This is a genomic window from Variovorax sp. P1_G12 (genome assembly GCF_056405555.1).
In genome coordinates this window covers 220,213-236,546 of record NZ_JBFUBW010000005.1, presented here as the reverse complement: position 1 = coordinate 236,546, position 16,334 = coordinate 220,213, and the positions used below count along the sequence as shown (strand labels likewise).

12 protein-coding genes are annotated in these 16,334 nt (G+C 68.1%); 11 read left to right on the top strand and 1 reads right to left on the bottom strand.

Annotation, left to right across the window (positions count from 1 at the left end):
* Nucleotides 1–80: 80 nt before the first annotated feature.
* On the bottom strand, nucleotides 81–1,616 hold the full coding sequence (locus AC1D2O_RS08135; RefSeq protein WP_478156683.1) for a sigma-54 interaction domain-containing protein: 1,536 nt from the start codon (nucleotides 1,614–1,616) through the stop codon (nucleotides 81–83).
* A gap of 367 nt (nucleotides 1,617–1,983) precedes the next feature.
* Between AC1D2O_RS08135 and AC1D2O_RS08130 the strand changes: the two genes are divergently transcribed.
* The 11 genes from AC1D2O_RS08130 to AC1D2O_RS08080 all read left to right on the top strand — a co-directional run bounded on the left by AC1D2O_RS08130 (nucleotide 1,984) and on the right by AC1D2O_RS08080 (nucleotide 16,329).
* Entirely contained in the window at nucleotides 1,984–2,712 is a 729-nt protein-coding gene (locus tag AC1D2O_RS08130; protein WP_478093039.1) for a glycosyltransferase, read from the top strand.
* Nucleotides 2,713–2,870: 158 nt separating this feature from the next.
* Nucleotides 2,871–3,407 carry a glycosyltransferase family 2 protein gene (locus tag AC1D2O_RS08125; protein ID WP_478093041.1) on the top strand — a complete coding sequence of 179 codons (537 nt, stop codon included), beginning with the start codon at nucleotides 2,871–2,873 and terminating at the stop codon, nucleotides 3,405–3,407.
* 135 nt (nucleotides 3,408–3,542) lie between these two features.
* Complete coding sequence (locus AC1D2O_RS08120; protein WP_478093044.1) at nucleotides 3,543–5,033, top strand: MBOAT family O-acyltransferase; 1,491 nt, start codon at nucleotides 3,543–3,545, stop codon at nucleotides 5,031–5,033.
* Between the two features lie 62 nt (nucleotides 5,034–5,095).
* Nucleotides 5,096–6,223, top strand: coding sequence for a hypothetical protein (locus AC1D2O_RS08115; protein ID WP_478156681.1), 1,128 nt, complete (start codon nucleotides 5,096–5,098; stop codon nucleotides 6,221–6,223).
* Between the two features lie 252 nt (nucleotides 6,224–6,475).
* A complete protein-coding gene (locus AC1D2O_RS08110) occupies nucleotides 6,476–7,966 on the top strand; it encodes an efflux transporter outer membrane subunit (RefSeq protein ID WP_478156680.1) in 1,491 nt (496 codons plus the stop codon).
* Nucleotides 7,963–9,117, top strand: coding sequence for an efflux RND transporter periplasmic adaptor subunit (locus tag AC1D2O_RS08105; protein WP_478092776.1), 1,155 nt, complete (start codon nucleotides 7,963–7,965; stop codon nucleotides 9,115–9,117). The genes AC1D2O_RS08110 and AC1D2O_RS08105 overlap by 4 nt, the downstream gene beginning before the upstream one ends.
* Before the next feature lie 12 nt (nucleotides 9,118–9,129).
* Nucleotides 9,130–12,234: an efflux RND transporter permease subunit gene (locus AC1D2O_RS08100; protein ID WP_478092775.1), complete on the top strand. Its 3,105-nt coding sequence runs from the start codon at nucleotides 9,130–9,132 to the stop codon at nucleotides 12,232–12,234.
* Nucleotides 12,235–12,265: 31 nt separating this feature from the next.
* Nucleotides 12,266–12,619 carry a hypothetical protein gene (locus tag AC1D2O_RS08095; RefSeq protein ID WP_478092773.1) on the top strand — a complete coding sequence of 118 codons (354 nt, stop codon included), beginning with the start codon at nucleotides 12,266–12,268 and terminating at the stop codon, nucleotides 12,617–12,619.
* A 20-nt stretch (nucleotides 12,620–12,639) separates the two neighbouring features.
* Nucleotides 12,640–12,996 (top strand): DUF2946 family protein, encoded by a 357-nt coding sequence (locus AC1D2O_RS08090; RefSeq protein ID WP_478156679.1) that lies wholly within the window; start codon nucleotides 12,640–12,642, stop codon nucleotides 12,994–12,996.
* 101 nt (nucleotides 12,997–13,097) lie between these two features.
* A complete protein-coding gene (locus tag AC1D2O_RS08085; protein ID WP_478156677.1) occupies nucleotides 13,098–15,422 on the top strand; it encodes a TonB-dependent receptor in 2,325 nt (774 codons plus the stop codon).
* A 22-nt stretch (nucleotides 15,423–15,444) separates the two neighbouring features.
* Nucleotides 15,445–16,329 (top strand): copper chaperone PCu(A)C domain-containing protein, encoded by an 885-nt coding sequence (locus AC1D2O_RS08080; protein ID WP_478091064.1) that lies wholly within the window; start codon nucleotides 15,445–15,447, stop codon nucleotides 16,327–16,329.
* The last annotated feature ends 5 nt before the right edge of the window (nucleotides 16,330–16,334 follow it).

The following is a 16,334-nucleotide window of genomic DNA, read 5'->3' as shown; positions in this document are numbered from 1 at the left end:
GGACTTTCCCTTGCATCACCCCTGAATCGCCTGGAATCAGGACAGTTGTGTTGTCCGTTTTTCAGGCAATTGCATGTTTTTTATTCAGGGTTTTCCAGACGTTCGTAGAGGGTCGCGCGCGAGATGCCCAAGAGACGCGAGCTCGCCAGCTTGTTGCCGCCGGTCGCGGCCATCGCGGCGGCGATCGCACGGCGTTCGAGTTCCGCCACCTGCTGGGCCAGCGGCCGCAGCAGCGCCACGCCCTCGGCCGAATCGGCGGCCGCACGCGGCAGCGGCTCGGCCGCCGCGATCTGCTCCTGGCCCGCCTCGCGCAGGATGCGCTCCAGCTGCGCGGCGTCGATGCGCTGCGAGTCGCTGCGCATGGTCACCTGCTCGAGCACGTTGCGCAGTTCGCGGATGTTGCCGCGCCAGTGCTGGGCCGCGAGCAGGGCCAGTGCTTCGGGCGTGAGTTCGGGCGGTGCCTCGCCGCTGCGCAGCGCCATGTCCTCGCCGAGTGTCTCGACCAGCGCGGGAATGTCGGCGCGCCGCTCGCGCAACGGCGGCACCCGCACCGGCAAGACATTGAGGCGGTAGTAGAGGTCTTCGCGAAAGCGCCCTTCCCGCACCAGCGCCGCCAGGTCGCGCGAAGTGGCGGCGATCACCCGGGCATCGAAGGGGACCAGCTTGTTGGAGCCCAAGGGCTCGATCTCGCCCTCCTGCAGCGCGCGCAGCAGCTTGGCCTGCAGGCCGAGCGGCATGTCGCCGATCTCGTCGAGGAACAGGGTGCCGCCATCGGCCAGCTTGAACTTGCCTTCGCGCGCCTTGCGGTCGGCGCCGGTGAAGGCGCCGGGCGCGACGCCGAAGAACTCGGCCTCGAGCAGGGTGTCGGGCACGGCCGCGATGTTGACGCTGACGAACATGCCGGCGGCGCGCGCCGAGGCGGCATGGATCGCGTGCGCCAGCAGTTCCTTGCCGGTGCCGGTCTCGCCGAGCAGCAGCACCGGGCTCGACGACTGCGCCGCGCGCCGCGCATGGCGCTTGACCTCGACCGCCGCCGGGCTGCTGCCGATGAAGCTCGCGAAGGTGTACTTCGATCGGCGCTGGCCGTCGGCCGACTGCTGGTACAGCGGGTTGTTGCGCTGGCTCGCGAGTTCGCGCCGCGCATCGTCGAGGTCGCGCTGCAGCAGCGCGAACTTGCTGATCAGCGGCTGCAGCGTGGTCTCGGGGTGGTCGAACAGCACGATGCCGATGGCGCCGATGACCTCGCCAGGCGCGGCGCCGGCATCGCCCTCGCGCTCCTCGCGCAGCGGGATGCGGCTGACCACGAAGGTGCCGGCCTTGTTGGTCAGCAGATCGATCAGGATCGGCTCGCCGGTGTCGAGCACGCGGCGCATCTGGGTGTTGGGAATGACGTCCTCGACCGGATGGCCGAGGAACTGATCGATCGACGAGAAGCCGAGTGCGGGCAGGAAGCGGCGATAGCCCTCGTTGACCCAGACGATGCGCCCGCCCCGGTCGACCAGGAACATGCCCTGGCTGATGCTGGAGAACAGATGGAACATCGAGCGCGCAGCGAGCGCGAGGATGCCTTCGGCGTCGAGCGGCAAGGCGGGGGGTGCGGCGGGGGCGGAGGGCATGGCGGGGATCGTAGCGTGCGCGGTCCAACGCGCGGAAAACGCGTTTACCCGGTCGTCGCGCTTCCTGCCACTGGCAGCCCGAGCGGCCGTTCACATGGACAACCAGCAAGCCTGGCTATGACCCCGCCAATTTTGCGACGAGTGCAGACCAGCGCTTTCTCAAACAAAACAGCCGCATGCAGAGCGAAGAATCAGATTTCTCTCATGGATGCCCGCCCTCACCGAGGGCAAACTCGTCCGCCTCCTTCCAACGAGCCAATGGATTTCAACGCGATCGAAGCGGTGCGCTGCCCATACACGCGCGTCCAGCAATTGCCTGAGGACGGCGCTCACCCATCTCCTCGACCACAACGAACAAAAAGAGTGCATGCAAAAAATGATTTCTGATCTGTCCAGGTTGCGCGCCGTGTCTGCCAAGTTTGGGCCACGGGTGGCCGGAAATCTCGTTCGCCGCCGGATCTACCGGAAGTTGGGATACCCCTTCCCGATCGGCCATCGGTCCGCATCCAGCCCCTGGGGCAACGACTATCGCATGTGGGTGAAGAACCATGACACGCTGACGCGCAGGCAGCGGAACAGCATCGGCGATCGAATCGAAAAGATGGAACGGCGGCCGCGCTTTTCGGTAGTGATGCCGGTCTACGACCCCGCCCCGAACTTTCTGCGAGAGGCCATCGAATCGGTCCGGAGTCAGCTGTATCCCGACTGGGAGCTGTGCATCGCCGACGACGCATCCACCGACGATGCAATCCAGGACGTCCTGCGGGAATACCTCGCGCTCGATCCGCGGATCAAGGTCGACTTTCGCGCATCGAACGGCCACATCTGCGCCGCGTCCAACAGCGCGGTGGCCTTGGCTACGACCCCCTGGATCGTCCTGATGGACCACGACGACGTGCTTGCGGAAGAAGCACTTTTCTGCGTCGCACAATGCATCTCGGAGTGTCCGGATGCAAGGCTCATCTATTCCGACGAGGACAAGATTGACGAAAAGGGGCAACGTTCCGGCCCCTACTTCAAGCCCGACTGGAACCTGGACTTGTTCAGGTCACACAACATTACGGCTCCGACGAAGCTTCCACGCTGTCCTTTCTGAAGAGAATTGCCAGGCGACCAAACGTTCGGGTCCTTCGGGACGACCGCCCATTCAACTACTCCGCCCTCAACAATGCGGCGGTTCGCATCTGTCAGGGCGAAATCATCGCACTGTTGAACAACGACATCGAAGTGGTGTAGGAAGATTGGCTCTCGGAGATGGTCAGCCTCGCTGCGCAATCGGACATCGGCTCAGTCGGGGCGCGACTCTGGTATCCGGACCTGACCCTCCAGCACGGCGGCGTGGTCCTGGGGCCGGGCGGTCTGGCGGTTCATGCGCACAAGGGCCTTTTACCCAGCCAATTGGGGCACGCCGGTCGCGCCGCCTTGACGCAATCTTTCTCCGCGGTCACGGCGGCGTGCCTGGTGGTTCGCAAGGCGCTCTACGAGCGCGTCGGTGGCCTCGATGAGGTCAACCTCGCGGTGGCGTTCAACGATGTCGATTTTTGTCTGCGACTGGGCGAATTGGGCTATCGCAGCGTCTGGACGCCCTATGCGGAACTGCTGCATCACGAGTCGGCGACGCGGGGAGATGATCTCGCGCCCCAGCAACGCCAGCGCTTCGAGAAAGAGATCGACTACATGCGCGACCGCTGGGCGCCGGTGATCGCGCACGACCCCGCCTACAGCCCCAATCTGACCGTCGACGCCGAGGACTTTTCCTACGCCTGGCCGCCCCGGACCGAACTGATCTGACGGGCTGGCGCCACCGCTTCGCGTCTGTGCGCATCTTCGCGCGCCGGAAGGTGCCGCCTCTGCCCCGGTGCACCTCGCTTCCTCAGCCCTCGGACGAACAACCCATGCCACGCGCCGGCTCGGCCAACGTCTCTCATGCTTTTCAACTCCTACCCCTTCCTGTTCTTCTTCTTTCCGTTGGTGCTGGGAGGATTCTTCCTGATCGCGCGCTCGCATGCGCGCGCAGCAATCGCATTCCTGGGCCTGGCTTCGTTGTTCTTCTATGGTTGGTGGAGCATCAAGGCCCTGCCGCTGCTGGTCGCATCGATCTGCTTCAATTTCTGGATGGGCGCGCACCTGACACCTGAGTCGGGCCGGAGCACGCCGGCACGACGTCGGCTGCTGATCGCGGCCTTGGGGGTGAACCTCGGCGTGCTCGCAATCTTCAAGTACGCGAACTTCTTCATGAGCAACGTCGACGCTGCGTTCGCGTCGGCCGGCTTCTCCCCGGTCGGGATGGCACAGATCGTGCTGCCGATCGGGATATCGTTCTACACCTTCACCCAGATTGCATTTCTGGTCGATTGCTGGGCCGGCAAGGTTCGGGAGCGGGAGTTCGGACCGTACCTGCTTTTCGTGACCTACTTTCCCCATCTGATCGCGGGGCCGGTGCTCCACCACGCGCAAATGATGCCCCAGTTTGCGGATGCTGCGACCTACCGTCCGCAGGGCAGAAAAATTGCCATCGGGATCACGATCTTCGTCATCGGACTGAGCAAGAAAATCCTCGTCGCCGATCGACTGGGCCTCTATGCCGACATGGTCTTCAACGGTGTGCACGGCGGAGCCGCGCCATCGTTGCATTCCGCATGGATGGGCGCCATTGCCTATTCCTTACAGATCTACTTCGATTTCTCGGGGTACTCGGACATGGCAGTTGGCATTTCCCTCTGCTTCGGCATCCACCTGCCTCAAAACTTCTTCTCCCCGTACAAGTCCACCAGCATCATCGAATTCTGGCGGCGCTGGCACATCTCGCTGTCCACGTTCCTGAGGGACTACCTCTATGTTCCCTTGGGCGGCAATCGCAAGGGGCCTGGCCGCCGCTACCTGAATCTTTTCGCCACGATGCTTCTGGGCGGGCTCTGGCATGGCGCCGGATGGACCTTCGTGATCTGGGGGGCGATGCACGGCGCCTTCCTCACTGTCAATCATCTCTGGAAGACGAAACTCGGCGCCCGGCTGCCTGTCAGCCGCATCTATCGCGTCTTCGGATGGTCTCTGACCGTCCTGTGCGTGATTGTTGCTTGGGTGGTGTTCCGCGCCGAGAACATCGACGACGCATTGGTTATCTACAAGGGGATGCTGGGCTTGAACGGGACTGGCAGCAGCAGCTTCAGCGAGTTCTCCATCCCCTACGAGAAGAGCCGTTTTTACAAGATGGTGCTGGGCGCGATCCTGATCTGCGTTGCGCTGCCTCCCGCGATCTCGGTCGCGCGATGGGTTCCATCCCCAGCTGCGTTGATGAACCGCCCTGTGCTGACGAACCTGTTTGCGCTCTCATCCGCGCTCGTGGTTTTTGCCCTGCTCTGGCGATGCGTTTCCAAGTTCGGCTCCTACAGCCCTTTCATCTACTTCCAGTTCTAAGCATTCAGATCGACACTGCGCACGCGATGTAGCGTCCGACGCCACTGCACAACCCGTTGCCCATGAACACCACGCCACAACCCACCGGGTCGATCGATGCAACGTTGCAATGTTCGACCGCGATCCATGCGCCGCAGCGATCCTCAGGCAGAGGCCGCTTTTCATTCCTGACCCCCGCGCGATCGTGGCTGACATGCTTCCTGGCGTGCTTCCTCGCTGTCGAGTTCCTGCTGATCGCGTCACTCCTGACACCGGCCCCATACGGCGATCTCACCCGGCTCGGATTGCTTTCTGACAGGCAATTCGGCTGGACGAAATCTCCCCCGGTCGTGGCGGCCGAGCATGCGAAGAGTTGGCCGCTCGAAGAGGCCGACATCCTGGTCGTCGGTGACAGCTTCTCGATGACGCTGCGTTGGCAGTCGGAACTGATCAAGAGCGGCTACAAGATCTCCACCATCTACTGGGGGCAATCGGGCCCGCTGTGCGCGGACTTCTCGAAGTGGGTCCGGCAGGCTGGCTTCAAGGGTGATCTCGTGATCGTGGAAAGCGTCGAACGATTGCTGGGTGACCGTCTGTTCGAAGGCCGATATTGCGAATCGATGCCGGGCACTCCGGTGGTCAAGTTGGAGCCCTTCGTCGAGCCCCTCGCGAAGCGGCCTTCCTTTGCGCTGAACTGGGAAGCTCCGCTGTCGACCGGGTTGAGGGTCTTCAAGAGCGGCCGGCGCGCCGCTGGTTCGAGCGACACATTGCTCCACAACCGCACCTGGGTGCGCCGCGTAGCCGAGGGCTGTACGAAGTTCAGCCACCGGCTTTGCGACCGTGCGCTGTTCTTCATTGACGACGTGACGAATCCACCGCTGGATGCCGCCTCCGCCGGCATGATCAGTGAGTTCAACGCCTCGCAACCCGAACTCGAGTTCATCTGGATGGTCATTCCCGACAAGACGACGGTGTACGCCGAGCCCGACCGTGCGGCATCCTTCGTCGAGCAGTTCAAGCGCACGGGCTTGGGGCCGGACTTGTTCGAGTTCGCAGCGCACGGCGCGGAGACCGTCGACTTTTACCTGGGCAACGACACCCACATGTCCATGCAGGGTCAGCTTGATCTGGGCCGACACATCCTCAAAACGGTTCAGGGGCGCGCGCGGCCGGGCGCGCCCCGCAACGCCGAAGTGCCGTCCCGGTCGTAGACAGCGCCGACTTGCAGCACTCGCAGACGGGACGCCGCCCGTGGGCCTGATCGCAAGAGTGCCCCCGCTTCGGCGATTGCCGAAGCGCTCCGATGGCCGCATGACTTTTCCCGGTTCGCGCGATCCCGCGGGCGGGGCGGGACGCTTCCCTTGCTATGCTTCCATATTGCACATCCAGCGCCTGCCCCTTGTCGGCGTTCGAGCGAAACGATCCGTTCGCCAAGGCACGCCTCTCCTTTATTGCGGAATCTCATGAGGAACTCCCGGCTCCCCGCGCTTTGCCTCGTCGCTCCCCTGCTGCTCGCTGCCTGCGCGGTCCCGCGCCCGCCCGAGCAGGTGGCCGCACCGACGCCCGCGCAATGGCAGACGCCGCTGCCCGCCGGCACCGCCGCCCTGCCCCACGGCGGCTCGATGCCGTCGCTGGCCGAGTGGTGGCGCCAGCTCGACGATCCGCTGCTGGTCGAACTGATCGTCGCCGCCGAGGCCGCAAGCCCGACCGTCGCCAGCGCGCAGGCGCGCATCGGCGAAGCCCGCGCCGCGCGCGTCGCGGCCGGCGCGGCGCTGGTGCCGAACCTCAACGGCTCGCTGTCGGCCAGCCGCGGCAATTCGCCGACTTCGGGCTTCTCGACCGGCGCCACCAGCGGCACCAGCACCGACATCCCCCCGATCACCACGCAGCAGGCCGGCCTGCAGTCGAGCTGGGAGATCGACCTGTTCGGCGGCCTGCGCGCCAGCCGCGACGCCACCCAGTCGCGCTACGCGGGCGCCGACGCGCGCTGGCACGACGCGCGGGTGTCGGTGGCGGCCGAGACCGCCAACGCGTACCTGGCCGAGCGGGCCTGCCGGCGCCAGCTGGTGGTGTCGACCTCCGACGCGCAATCGCGCGCCGAGTCCGCGCGCCTGACCGAGTTGTCCGCGCAGGCCGGATTCACGGCGCCCGCCGATGCCGCGCTGGCTCGCGCCAGCGCCGCCGAGGCGGCAGGCAGGCTGACCCAGCAGCGGGCGCTGTGCAGCGTGCAGCAGCAGGCGCTGGTGGCGCTGACCGGCATCGAGGGAACGGTGCTGGCGCCCAAGCTGGCCGCTGCCCCGATCGATGTCACGTTGCCCGCGGTGCAGGCGGTCTACAGCGTGCCGGCCGAGGCGCTGGCGCAGCGGCCGGACGTCTACGCGGCCGAACTCGACGTCGCCGTGGCCAGCGCCGAGGCCGGCGCGGCGCTGGCCCAGCGCTTCCCGCGCCTGTCGCTCCAGGGATCGATCGCCGTGCTGAAGGTGCGCGGCGGCGGGTTCAGCGAAACCCTGGACACCTGGACCCTCGGTCCGCTGGCGCTCAACGTTCCAATCTTCGACGGCGGCACGCTGGCGGCGAACTACGACGCCGCCAAGGGCCGCTACGACGAATCCGTGGCGCTCTACCGCGCCAACGTGCGCCGCGCGGTGAGCGAAGTCGAACAGGCACTGATCAACCTGCAGAGCACCAACGACCGTGCGGCCGATGCCGACACCGCGGTGCGCAACTACCAGATCTCCTTCGACGCCACCCAGGCCCGCTACACCACCGGCCTCGCGAGCCTGTTCGATCTCGAGGATGCGAGGCGCACGCTGTTCGTCTCGCAGACCGCCCGCGTCGCATTGCAGCGCGAGCGCGCCGAAGCCTGGGTCTCGCTCTACCGCGCCATGGGCGGCGGCTGGACGCGGCCCGAATCCCTGGCCTCCACGGCCCCAGCCTCCGCACCGTCGCCATGAAAAGAATGAAGCGTTCCACCCTCCTCGCCGTGCTGGCTGCCGTGCTGGTCCTGGCCGCCGGCGCCTTCTGGCTGCTGCGGGCCAAGCCGGCCGCCGCGCCCGAGAAAAAGCCCGAAGCCGCCGCCCGCCCCTCGCTGACCGTCACGGTCGCCAGGCCCGAGACCAGCGAACTGACCGTCACGCTGGCCGCCAACGGCAATGTCGCCGCCTGGCAGGAGGCCAGCATCGGCTCCGAATCGAACGGCCTCAAGCTGGCCGAGGTGCGCGTCAACGTCGGCGACGTGGTGAAGAAGGGCCAGGTGCTGGCCACCTTCTCGGCCGAGTCGGTGCAGGCCGACGTGGCGCAGGCCAGGGCCTCCCTGGCCGAGGCCCGCGCCACCGCCGCCGATGCCACCGGCACCGCCGCGCGGGCCCGCACGCTGCAGGCCACCGGCGCGATGAGCCAGCAGCAGATCAACCAGTACCAGACCGCCGAGCAGACCGCCAAGGCGCGGGTCGAGGCGGCCGAGGCGGTGCTGGCCGCGCAACAGGTGCGCGGCCGCAACACGCAGGTGCTGGCGCCCGACGACGGCGTGATCTCTGCCCGCACCGCCACCGTCGGCAGCGTCGTCAATGCCGGCACCGAGCTGTTCCGCATGGTCCGCCAGGGCCGGCTCGAGTGGCGCGCCGAGGTCACCTCGTCCGAGCTCGGCCGCATCGCGGCCGGCACGCCCGCGGTGATCACCAGCGCCGGCGGCGCCCAGGTCAGCGGCAAGGTGCGCAGCGTGGCGCCGACGGTCGACCCGCAGACCCGCGCGGCGCTGGTCTATGTCGACATCCCGAACGTGCTGCAGAACACCGGGCTCAAGGCCGGCATGTTCGCGCGCGGCGATTTCCAGCTCGGGCGCACCAGCGCGCTGACCGTGCCGCAGGCCTCGGTGGTGCCGCGCGACGGCTTCAACTACCTGCTGCTGCTGCAACCCGACCACCGGGTCGCGCAGCTCAAGGTCGAGACCGGCCGCCGGGTCGGCGACCGGGTCGAGATCACGACCCCGCTGCCGGCCGATGCGCGTGTCGTGGTCCAGGGCGCCGGCTTCCTGAACGACGGCGACCTGGTGCGGGTGGTCGATGCGCCCGCGGCCGCCAAACCCGCCGTCGAGGCCATCAAGTAAGGAGCAGCGCCCATGAACGTCTCGGCCTGGTCCATCCGCAACCCGATCCCGGCGGTGATGCTGTTCGTGCTGCTGAGCTTCGCAGGGCTGCTGTCCTTCAATGCGATGAAGGTGCAGAACTTCCCCGACATCGACCTGCCGACCGTCACGGTGTCGGCGGCGCTGCCGGGTGCCGCGCCCTCACAGCTCGAGAACGACGTCGCGCGCAAGCTCGAGAACGCGATCGCCACCATCCAGGGCCTCAAGCACATCACGACCAAGGTGCAGGACGGCGCGGCGACGCTGATCGTCGAGTTCCGGCTCGAGAAGCCGGTGCAGGAGGCGGTCGACGACGTGCGCTCCGCGGTGCAGCGGGTGCGCTCCGACCTGCCGGCCGATGTGCGCGATCCGGTCGTCACCAAGCTCGACTTCGCGGCCCAGCCGGTGCTGGCCTTCACCATCGCGTCCTCGAAGATGGACGACGAGGCGCTCTCGTGGTTCGTCGACAACGATGTCACCAAGAAACTGCTGGCGCTGCCCGGCGTCGGCGCGGTGAACCGCGTCGGCGGCGTCACGCGCCAGGTGCATGTCGACCTCGACCCGGCCAAGCTGCAGGCGCTGGGCGCCACCGCGGCCGACCTCTCGCGCCAGCTGCGGCTGGTGCAGACCGAGAGCGCGGGCGGCCGCACCGATGTCGGCGGCAGCGAGCAGCCGGTGCGCACGCTGGCCACGGTGCAGTCGGCCGACCAGCTGAACGCCATGCAGATCGCGCTGCCCGACGGCCGTCGCATCCGCCTCGACGAGGTGGCCCGCATCCGCGACACCATCGCCGAGCCGCGCGCCGCCGCCCTGCTCGACGGCCGGCCGGTGGTCGGCTTCGAGGTGGCGCGCAGCCGCGGCGCCAGCGAGGTCGAGGTCGGCGCCGCGATCCAGAAGGCGCTGGCCGAGATGCGCGCGCAGCGGCCGGACATCGAGCTCACCGAGGCCTTCAACTTCGTCGCCCCGGTCGAGGAGGAATACCGGGGCTCGCTGAACCTGCTCTACGAAGGCGCGATCCTGGCCGTGATCGTGGTCTGGCTGTTCCTGCGCGACTGGCGCGCCACCTTCGTCTCGGCGGTGGCGCTGCCGATGTCGGTGATCCCGGCCTTCGCCGGCATGTACCTGCTGGGCTTCTCGGTCAACGTGATCTCGCTGCTCGCGCTCTCGCTGGTGGTCGGGATCCTGGTCGACGACGCGATCGTGGAGGTCGAGAACATCGTGCGCCACCTGCGCATGGGCAAGTCGCCCTACCAGGCCGCGATGGAGGCGGCCGACGAGATCGGACTGGCGGTGATCGCCACCACCTTCACCCTGATCGCGGTGTTCCTGCCGACCGCCTTCATGAGCGGCGTGGCCGGCAAGTTCTTCAAGCAGTTCGGCTGGACCGCGTCGCTGGCGGTCTTCGCCTCGCTGGTGGTGGCACGGATGCTGACGCCGATGATGGCGGCCTACATCCTGAAGCCGATCGTCGACGCCGAGAAGGAGCCGCGCTGGCTCTCGATCTACATGCGGATGGCCGAGTGGTGCCTGAAGCACCGCTTCACGACCATGGTGCTGGCCACCCTGTTCTTCTTCGGCTCGGTGGCGATGATCCCGCTGCTCAAGACCGGCTTCATCCCGCCGGACGACAACTCGCAGACCCAGGTCTACCTGTCGCTGGCGCCCGGCGCCACGCTGGCCCAGACCACGGCCGCGGCCGAGGAAACGCGCCGCCGCGTGATGGCGATCGACCACGTGTGCAGCGTCTACACCACGGTCGGCGGCGGCAGCGCGGGCGGCGACCCCTTCGCCAACTTCGGCACGCCCGAAACGCGCAAGGCGACCCTCACGATCCAGCTCGACCCGCGCGGCGACCGGCCGCGCAAGCAGGTGATCGAGAACCAGATCCGCGCCGCGCTCGAAACCCTGCCCGGCGTGCGCAGCACGGTCGGCCTCGGCGGCTCGGGCGAGAAGTACATCCTGGCGCTGAGCGGCGACGACGCGGCCGCGCTGACCACCGCGGCCCGCGCCGTGGAGCGCGACCTGCGCACCATCCCGGGCCTGGGGAACATCACCTCGACCGCGAGCCTGATCCGGCCCGAGATCGCGGTGCGGCCCGACTTCGCGCGCGCCGCCGACCTCGGCGTGACGAGTTCCGCGATCGCCGAGACGCTGCGCGTCGCCACCCTCGGCGACTACGACCAGAACCTGCCCAAGCTCAACCTGGCGCAGCGCCAAGTGCCGATCGTGGTCAAGCTGGAGGATTCGGCGCGCCAGAATCTCGCGCTGCTCGAACGCCTGGCTGTACCCGGCGCGCGCGGCCCCGTGATGCTGGGCCAGGTGGCCGCGCTCACGGTCGAGGGCGGCCCGGCCGTGATCGACCGCTATGATCGTTCGCGCAACGTCAACTTCGAGATCGAGCTGTCGGGCGTCGGCCTTGGCGACGCCAAGGACGCGGCGATGAAGCTGCCCTCGATCCGCAGCCTGCCGCCCGGCGTGCGGGTGGCCGAAGTCGGCGACGCCGAGGTCATGACCGAGCTGTTCGCGAGCTTCGGGCTGGCGATGCTGACCGGCGTGCTGTGCATCTACATCGTGCTGGTGCTGCTGTTCAAGGACTTCCTGCATCCGATCACGATCCTGTGCGCGCTGCCGCTGGCGCTCGGCGGCGCCTTCGTCGGCCTGCTGATCGGGCAGAAGGCGCTGTCGATGCCCTCGCTGATCGGGCTCATCATGCTGATGGGCATCGCGACCAAGAACTCGATCCTGCTGGTGGAGTACGCGATCGTGGCGCGCCGCGAGCACGGCCTCTCGCGCTGGGACGCGCTGCGCGACGCCTGCCACAAGCGGGCCCGGCCGATCATCATGACCACCCTGGCGATGGGCGCCGGCATGCTGCCGATCGCGGTCGGGTTCGGTACGGCCGACTCGAGCTTCCGCTCGCCGATGGCGATGGCGGTGATCGGCGGACTGATCACCTCGACCGTGCTGAGCCTGCTGGTGGTGCCGGCGGTGTTCACCTATGTCGACGATGTCGAGGGCTGGATCCGGCGCACCGTGCGGCGTCTGCGCGGCAAGCCGGCGGCGCCCGAGGCGAAGCCGGACGCGGTGCACGGCGCGTAGACTCTGCACCGTCCACCGTCGGAGCCACCCCATGACTCGAACCGTTTTCCGTGCCGCCATGTGCGGCGCGTTGCTGGCCACCGCGCTCGGCGCCGCCGCCCAGGCGCCGACCAATCTGCAGCAGGCCCAGGAGCGCCATGAGCGCCAGTTGGCCGTGTGCAACAGCGGCAAGCTGGCGGCGCCCGAGCGCGAGGCCTGCGTGCGCGATGCCGGTGCCGCGCTGGACCGCGCGCGCGGCGGGCCGCCGGCCAACGTCACGACGCGCACGCCCGACCGCCGTGCCACGGTGGTCACGCCGGCCGGCGAGCCGGTGCCGGGCGCGACCGAGACGGTGCGCTCGCAGCGCTCGACCACCGTGGTGCCGGTCGACCCGCCGTCGCGCTGAGAACCCGCATAATCGCGCCCATGCCCGCCCTTCGCCACGCCCGCCTTCTCGCCAGCTTCGTGCTGGTGTGGTTCGCGCTGTCGCTCGGCGTCGCGGTGGCGTCGCCGCTGGTGCAGCCCAAGCCGATGGAAATCGTCTGCTCGGCCGCCGGCGCCTCCATGCTGGTGGTGCTGACCGACGACGGCGCGCAGGCGCCCGCTGCCGGCCACCTGGACTGCCCGCTGTGCCTGCCGACCGGCGCACCGCCGCCGGCCCTGCCGCTGGCCGAGTTGCCGACAGCCCAGCCCCTGGGCCATGCGGTCCAGCCGATCCCGGCCGCGCGTATCGCCGCGGCCACCGCGGCGCCGCTGCCGGCGCGCGGCCCCCCACGCTCCTGAGCTTGCTTCAGACCTGATGCACGAGGCGCCCTGGCGGGTGCTTCGCTGCGCTTTTCCAGCAATGCATCGGCACCGGATGAGGTGCCGAGGGGATTCTTCCAATGAACAAGACCATGCTGTCGCTCGCTTTGAGCGCTGCATTCCCATGGTGGGCCCTTCCCGCCGCGGCACAGGACTCGCAGAGCGCGCGCCCGGCCGACGAGGCCCCCGAGCGCACGCGCTCGCTCGGCGTCGTCACCGTGACCGGCGGCCAGCCGACCTCGCTGCCGACCCAGATTCCGACGACCATCGAAGGGGTGACGCGCGAGGAGATCGAGACCCGCATCAACGCCACCGACAGCGAGGACGCGCTCAAGTACCTGCCCAGCCTGCTGGTGCGCAAGCGCTACATCGGGGACTACAACCACGCGATCCTGTCCACCCGCGCCTCCGGCACCGGCAACAGCGCGCGCTCGGCGGTCTATGCCGACGGCATCCTGTTGTCGAACTACCTCGGCAACGGCATCGCCAACGGCACCAACTACGCGCCGCGCTGGGGCCTGGTGACGCCCGAGGAGATCGAGCGCGTCGACGTGATGTACGGCCCCTTTTCCGCCGCCTACCCGGGCAACTCGGCCGGCGCGGTGGTCGACTACGTGACGCGCATGCCCTCGCAGCTCGAGGCGCACGTCAAGATGGGCTACCAGTCGCAGCCGAACGACCTGTACAACACCCACAAGACCTTCAACAGCTGGCAGACCAGCGCCTCGCTCGGCAGCCGCAGCGGCGACTGGGCATGGTTCATCGACGTGAGCCGGGGCGACAGCCAGAGCCAGCCGCTGACCTTCACGACCGCGACGCTGGCTTCGGGCACGCCCGGGCGCGCCGGCACCCCCGTGGTCGGCTTCGTGCCGGGCCTCAACACCACCAACACGCCCTGGTACATCCTGGGCTCCGGCACCCAGTACCACGCCGTCCAGGACCACGCGAAGCTCAAGCTGGCCTACGACTTCTCGCCCACGGTGACCGCCACCTACACGCTGGGCTGGTGGCAGAACAGTTCGGAGGGCCGGCCCGAGAGCTACCTGAGCAATGCCGCCGGGCAGTCGGTCTACAGCGGACCGATCAACATCCTCGGGCGCAGCTTCACGCTGGCTCCGACCGCCTTTCCGCTCACCAACGACGCGCAGACGCACTACATGCACGGCCTCTCGGTCAAGAGCAATACCCAGGGCGAATGGGACTGGGAGGTCGCCGCCAGCCTCTACGACTATTCGACGGACCAGCAGCGCGCACCCACGGTGGCGCTGCCGCTGGCGGCCTTCGGCGGCGCCGGGACCCTGCAGGACCAGGGCGGCGCCACGGGCTGGAACACGCTCGCAGCCAAGGGGACCTGGCGGCCGCAGGGGATCGCCGGGGCGCACATCGTCGACTTCGGTGTCGGGCGCGATGCCTACAAGCTCGGCATCCTGAAGTCCAACGCGATCGGCAATTGGATCACCGGGCCCTCGGGCACGCGGGTCAGCGATGTGGGCGGCAACACCGAGACCGTCGCCGCATGGGCACAGGACAGCTGGTCGTTCGCTCCGCAATGGAAGGCCGTGCTGGGCCTTCGCCTGGAAGACTGGCAAGCCAGCAACGGCTTCACCTCCACCGCGACGAACACCTTGACCTACGCGTCGCGCAGCGAATCGGATGCATCCCCGAAGGCCGCGCTGGCCTACCAGCTGACGAAGGACACGGTGCTCAAGGGCTCGCTGGGCCGTGCCGTGCGTTATCCGACCGTGGGCGAGTTGTACGGCGCGACCACCGGCGGCGCGCTCTCCTTCATCAACGACCCGTTCCTCAAGCCGGAGAAGTCCTGGACCAGCGAACTCACGGCCGAGAAAGACCTCGGCAACGGCCTGGCCCGCGCCACGCTGTTCCACGAGACCACGCAGGACGCGCTCTACAACCAGCTCATCCCGAACACCAGCATCTCGCGTGTGCAGAACACCGAGAAGGTCCGCACCACCGGCGTCGAGCTGTCCTACAGCGGGCAGGACGTATGGATGCGCGGGCTCGACATGGGCGCGAGCCTCACCTATGCCAACTCGAAGATCGTGGAGAACCCGCTGTTCCCGGCCAGCGTGGGCAAATGGCAGCCCCGGGTCCCGCAGTGGCGCTCCACGGTCTACGCCACCTACAAGCCCGACGCCCACTGGGCCTTCACGGCGGCAGCGCGCTACAGCGGCCGGCAGTACTCGACGCTCGACAACAGCGACGTCAACGGCTTTGCCTATTTCGGCGCCAGCAAGTACTTCACGGTCGACCTGCGCGTGCGCTATCAGATCGACCGGCAGTGGTCGGCCGCCTTCGGAATCGACAATGCGAACAACTACCAGTACTGGAACTTCCACCCCTACCCGCAGCGCACCTACAGCGCCGAGCTGCGCTTCGACCTTTGACCCCCGACCCAAGGAGACTTCGATGACCGTTCCCTTCGCCACCCGATCGCTCGCCGCCTGCGCGGCCCTCTTCAGCGCGGCCGCCCTGGCCCACGTCAGCCTGCCCGCCGGCGGTGCCGCCGCCGGCAGCGAGTACGACGCCGCCTTCCGCGTCGGCCATGCCTGCACCGACGCCAAGACGACCACCGGCCTGCAGGTCCAGCTGCCCCAAGGCTTCACGCTGGTCCAGGCGCAGCCGCGCACCGGCTGGACGCTCACCGCCACGCCGCGCGAGGTGACCTGGAAAGCCGACTCCGCACAAACCGCCCTGCCCGGCGCCGAGCGCGCCGAGTTCATCGTGCGCGGCAAGCTGACCGACACGCCCGGCCCGCTCTACTTCAAGGTGCTGCAGAGCTGCGATGTCGGCAGCGCCGACTGGGCCCAGCTGCCGGTGGCCGGCTCGAGCGCGAAGCTGGCCCTGCCCGCAGCCCGCCTCGACGTACTGCCGGCGGGGGTCGCGGCGGTCGATGTGCGGGATGCCTGGGTGCGCCAGACCGTGCCCGGCCAGAGCGGCACCGGCGCCTTCATGAAGCTCACCGCGCCCTCGGGCGCCCGGCTGGTGGGCATCTCCACGCCGGTCGCCGGCGTGGCCGAGGTGCACGAGATGAAGATGGAAGGCGACACGATGAGAATGCGCGAGGTCCCGGGCGGCCTCGCGCTGCCGGCACGGGAGACCGTCGAACTCAAGCCGAGCGGCCTGCATGTGATGCTGATGGACCTGAAGCAACCGATCGCCAAGGGCGACACCATCCCGCTCACCTTGCGTTTCGAGGACGCCAAGGGCGCCAAGAGTTCGCTCAAGGTGGACGTCCCGGTCGGCGCGCCAGCCGGCAGCGCAGCCGAATCGCACGGCCACACGCACAACTGACCGGT

What these genes read in the sequence shown, in the direction of transcription:
- AC1D2O_RS08105 (WP_478092776.1), top strand. Translation starts at nt 7,963, where the DNA reads ATGAAAAGAATGAAGCGTTCCACCCTCCTCGCCGTGCTGGCTGCCGTG.
- AC1D2O_RS08115 (WP_478156681.1), top strand. Translation starts at nt 5,096, where the DNA reads ATGAACACCACGCCACAACCCACCGGGTCGATCGATGCAACGTTGCAA.
- AC1D2O_RS08080 (WP_478091064.1), top strand. Translation starts at nt 15,445, where the DNA reads ATGACCGTTCCCTTCGCCACCCGATCGCTCGCCGCCTGCGCGGCCCTC.
- AC1D2O_RS08130 (WP_478093039.1), top strand. Translation starts at nt 1,984, where the DNA reads ATGCAAAAAATGATTTCTGATCTGTCCAGGTTGCGCGCCGTGTCTGCC.
- AC1D2O_RS08100 (WP_478092775.1), top strand. Translation starts at nt 9,130, where the DNA reads ATGAACGTCTCGGCCTGGTCCATCCGCAACCCGATCCCGGCGGTGATG.
- AC1D2O_RS08095 (WP_478092773.1), top strand. Translation starts at nt 12,266, where the DNA reads ATGACTCGAACCGTTTTCCGTGCCGCCATGTGCGGCGCGTTGCTGGCC.
- AC1D2O_RS08110 (WP_478156680.1), top strand. Translation starts at nt 6,476, where the DNA reads ATGAGGAACTCCCGGCTCCCCGCGCTTTGCCTCGTCGCTCCCCTGCTG.
- AC1D2O_RS08125 (WP_478093041.1), top strand. Translation starts at nt 2,871, where the DNA reads ATGGTCAGCCTCGCTGCGCAATCGGACATCGGCTCAGTCGGGGCGCGA.
- AC1D2O_RS08120 (WP_478093044.1), top strand. Translation starts at nt 3,543, where the DNA reads ATGCTTTTCAACTCCTACCCCTTCCTGTTCTTCTTCTTTCCGTTGGTG.
- AC1D2O_RS08085 (WP_478156677.1), top strand. Translation starts at nt 13,098, where the DNA reads ATGAACAAGACCATGCTGTCGCTCGCTTTGAGCGCTGCATTCCCATGG.
- AC1D2O_RS08090 (WP_478156679.1), top strand. Translation starts at nt 12,640, where the DNA reads ATGCCCGCCCTTCGCCACGCCCGCCTTCTCGCCAGCTTCGTGCTGGTG.
- AC1D2O_RS08135 (WP_478156683.1), bottom strand. Translation starts at nt 1,616, where the DNA reads ATGCCCTCCGCCCCCGCCGCACCCCCCGCCTTGCCGCTCGACGCCGAA.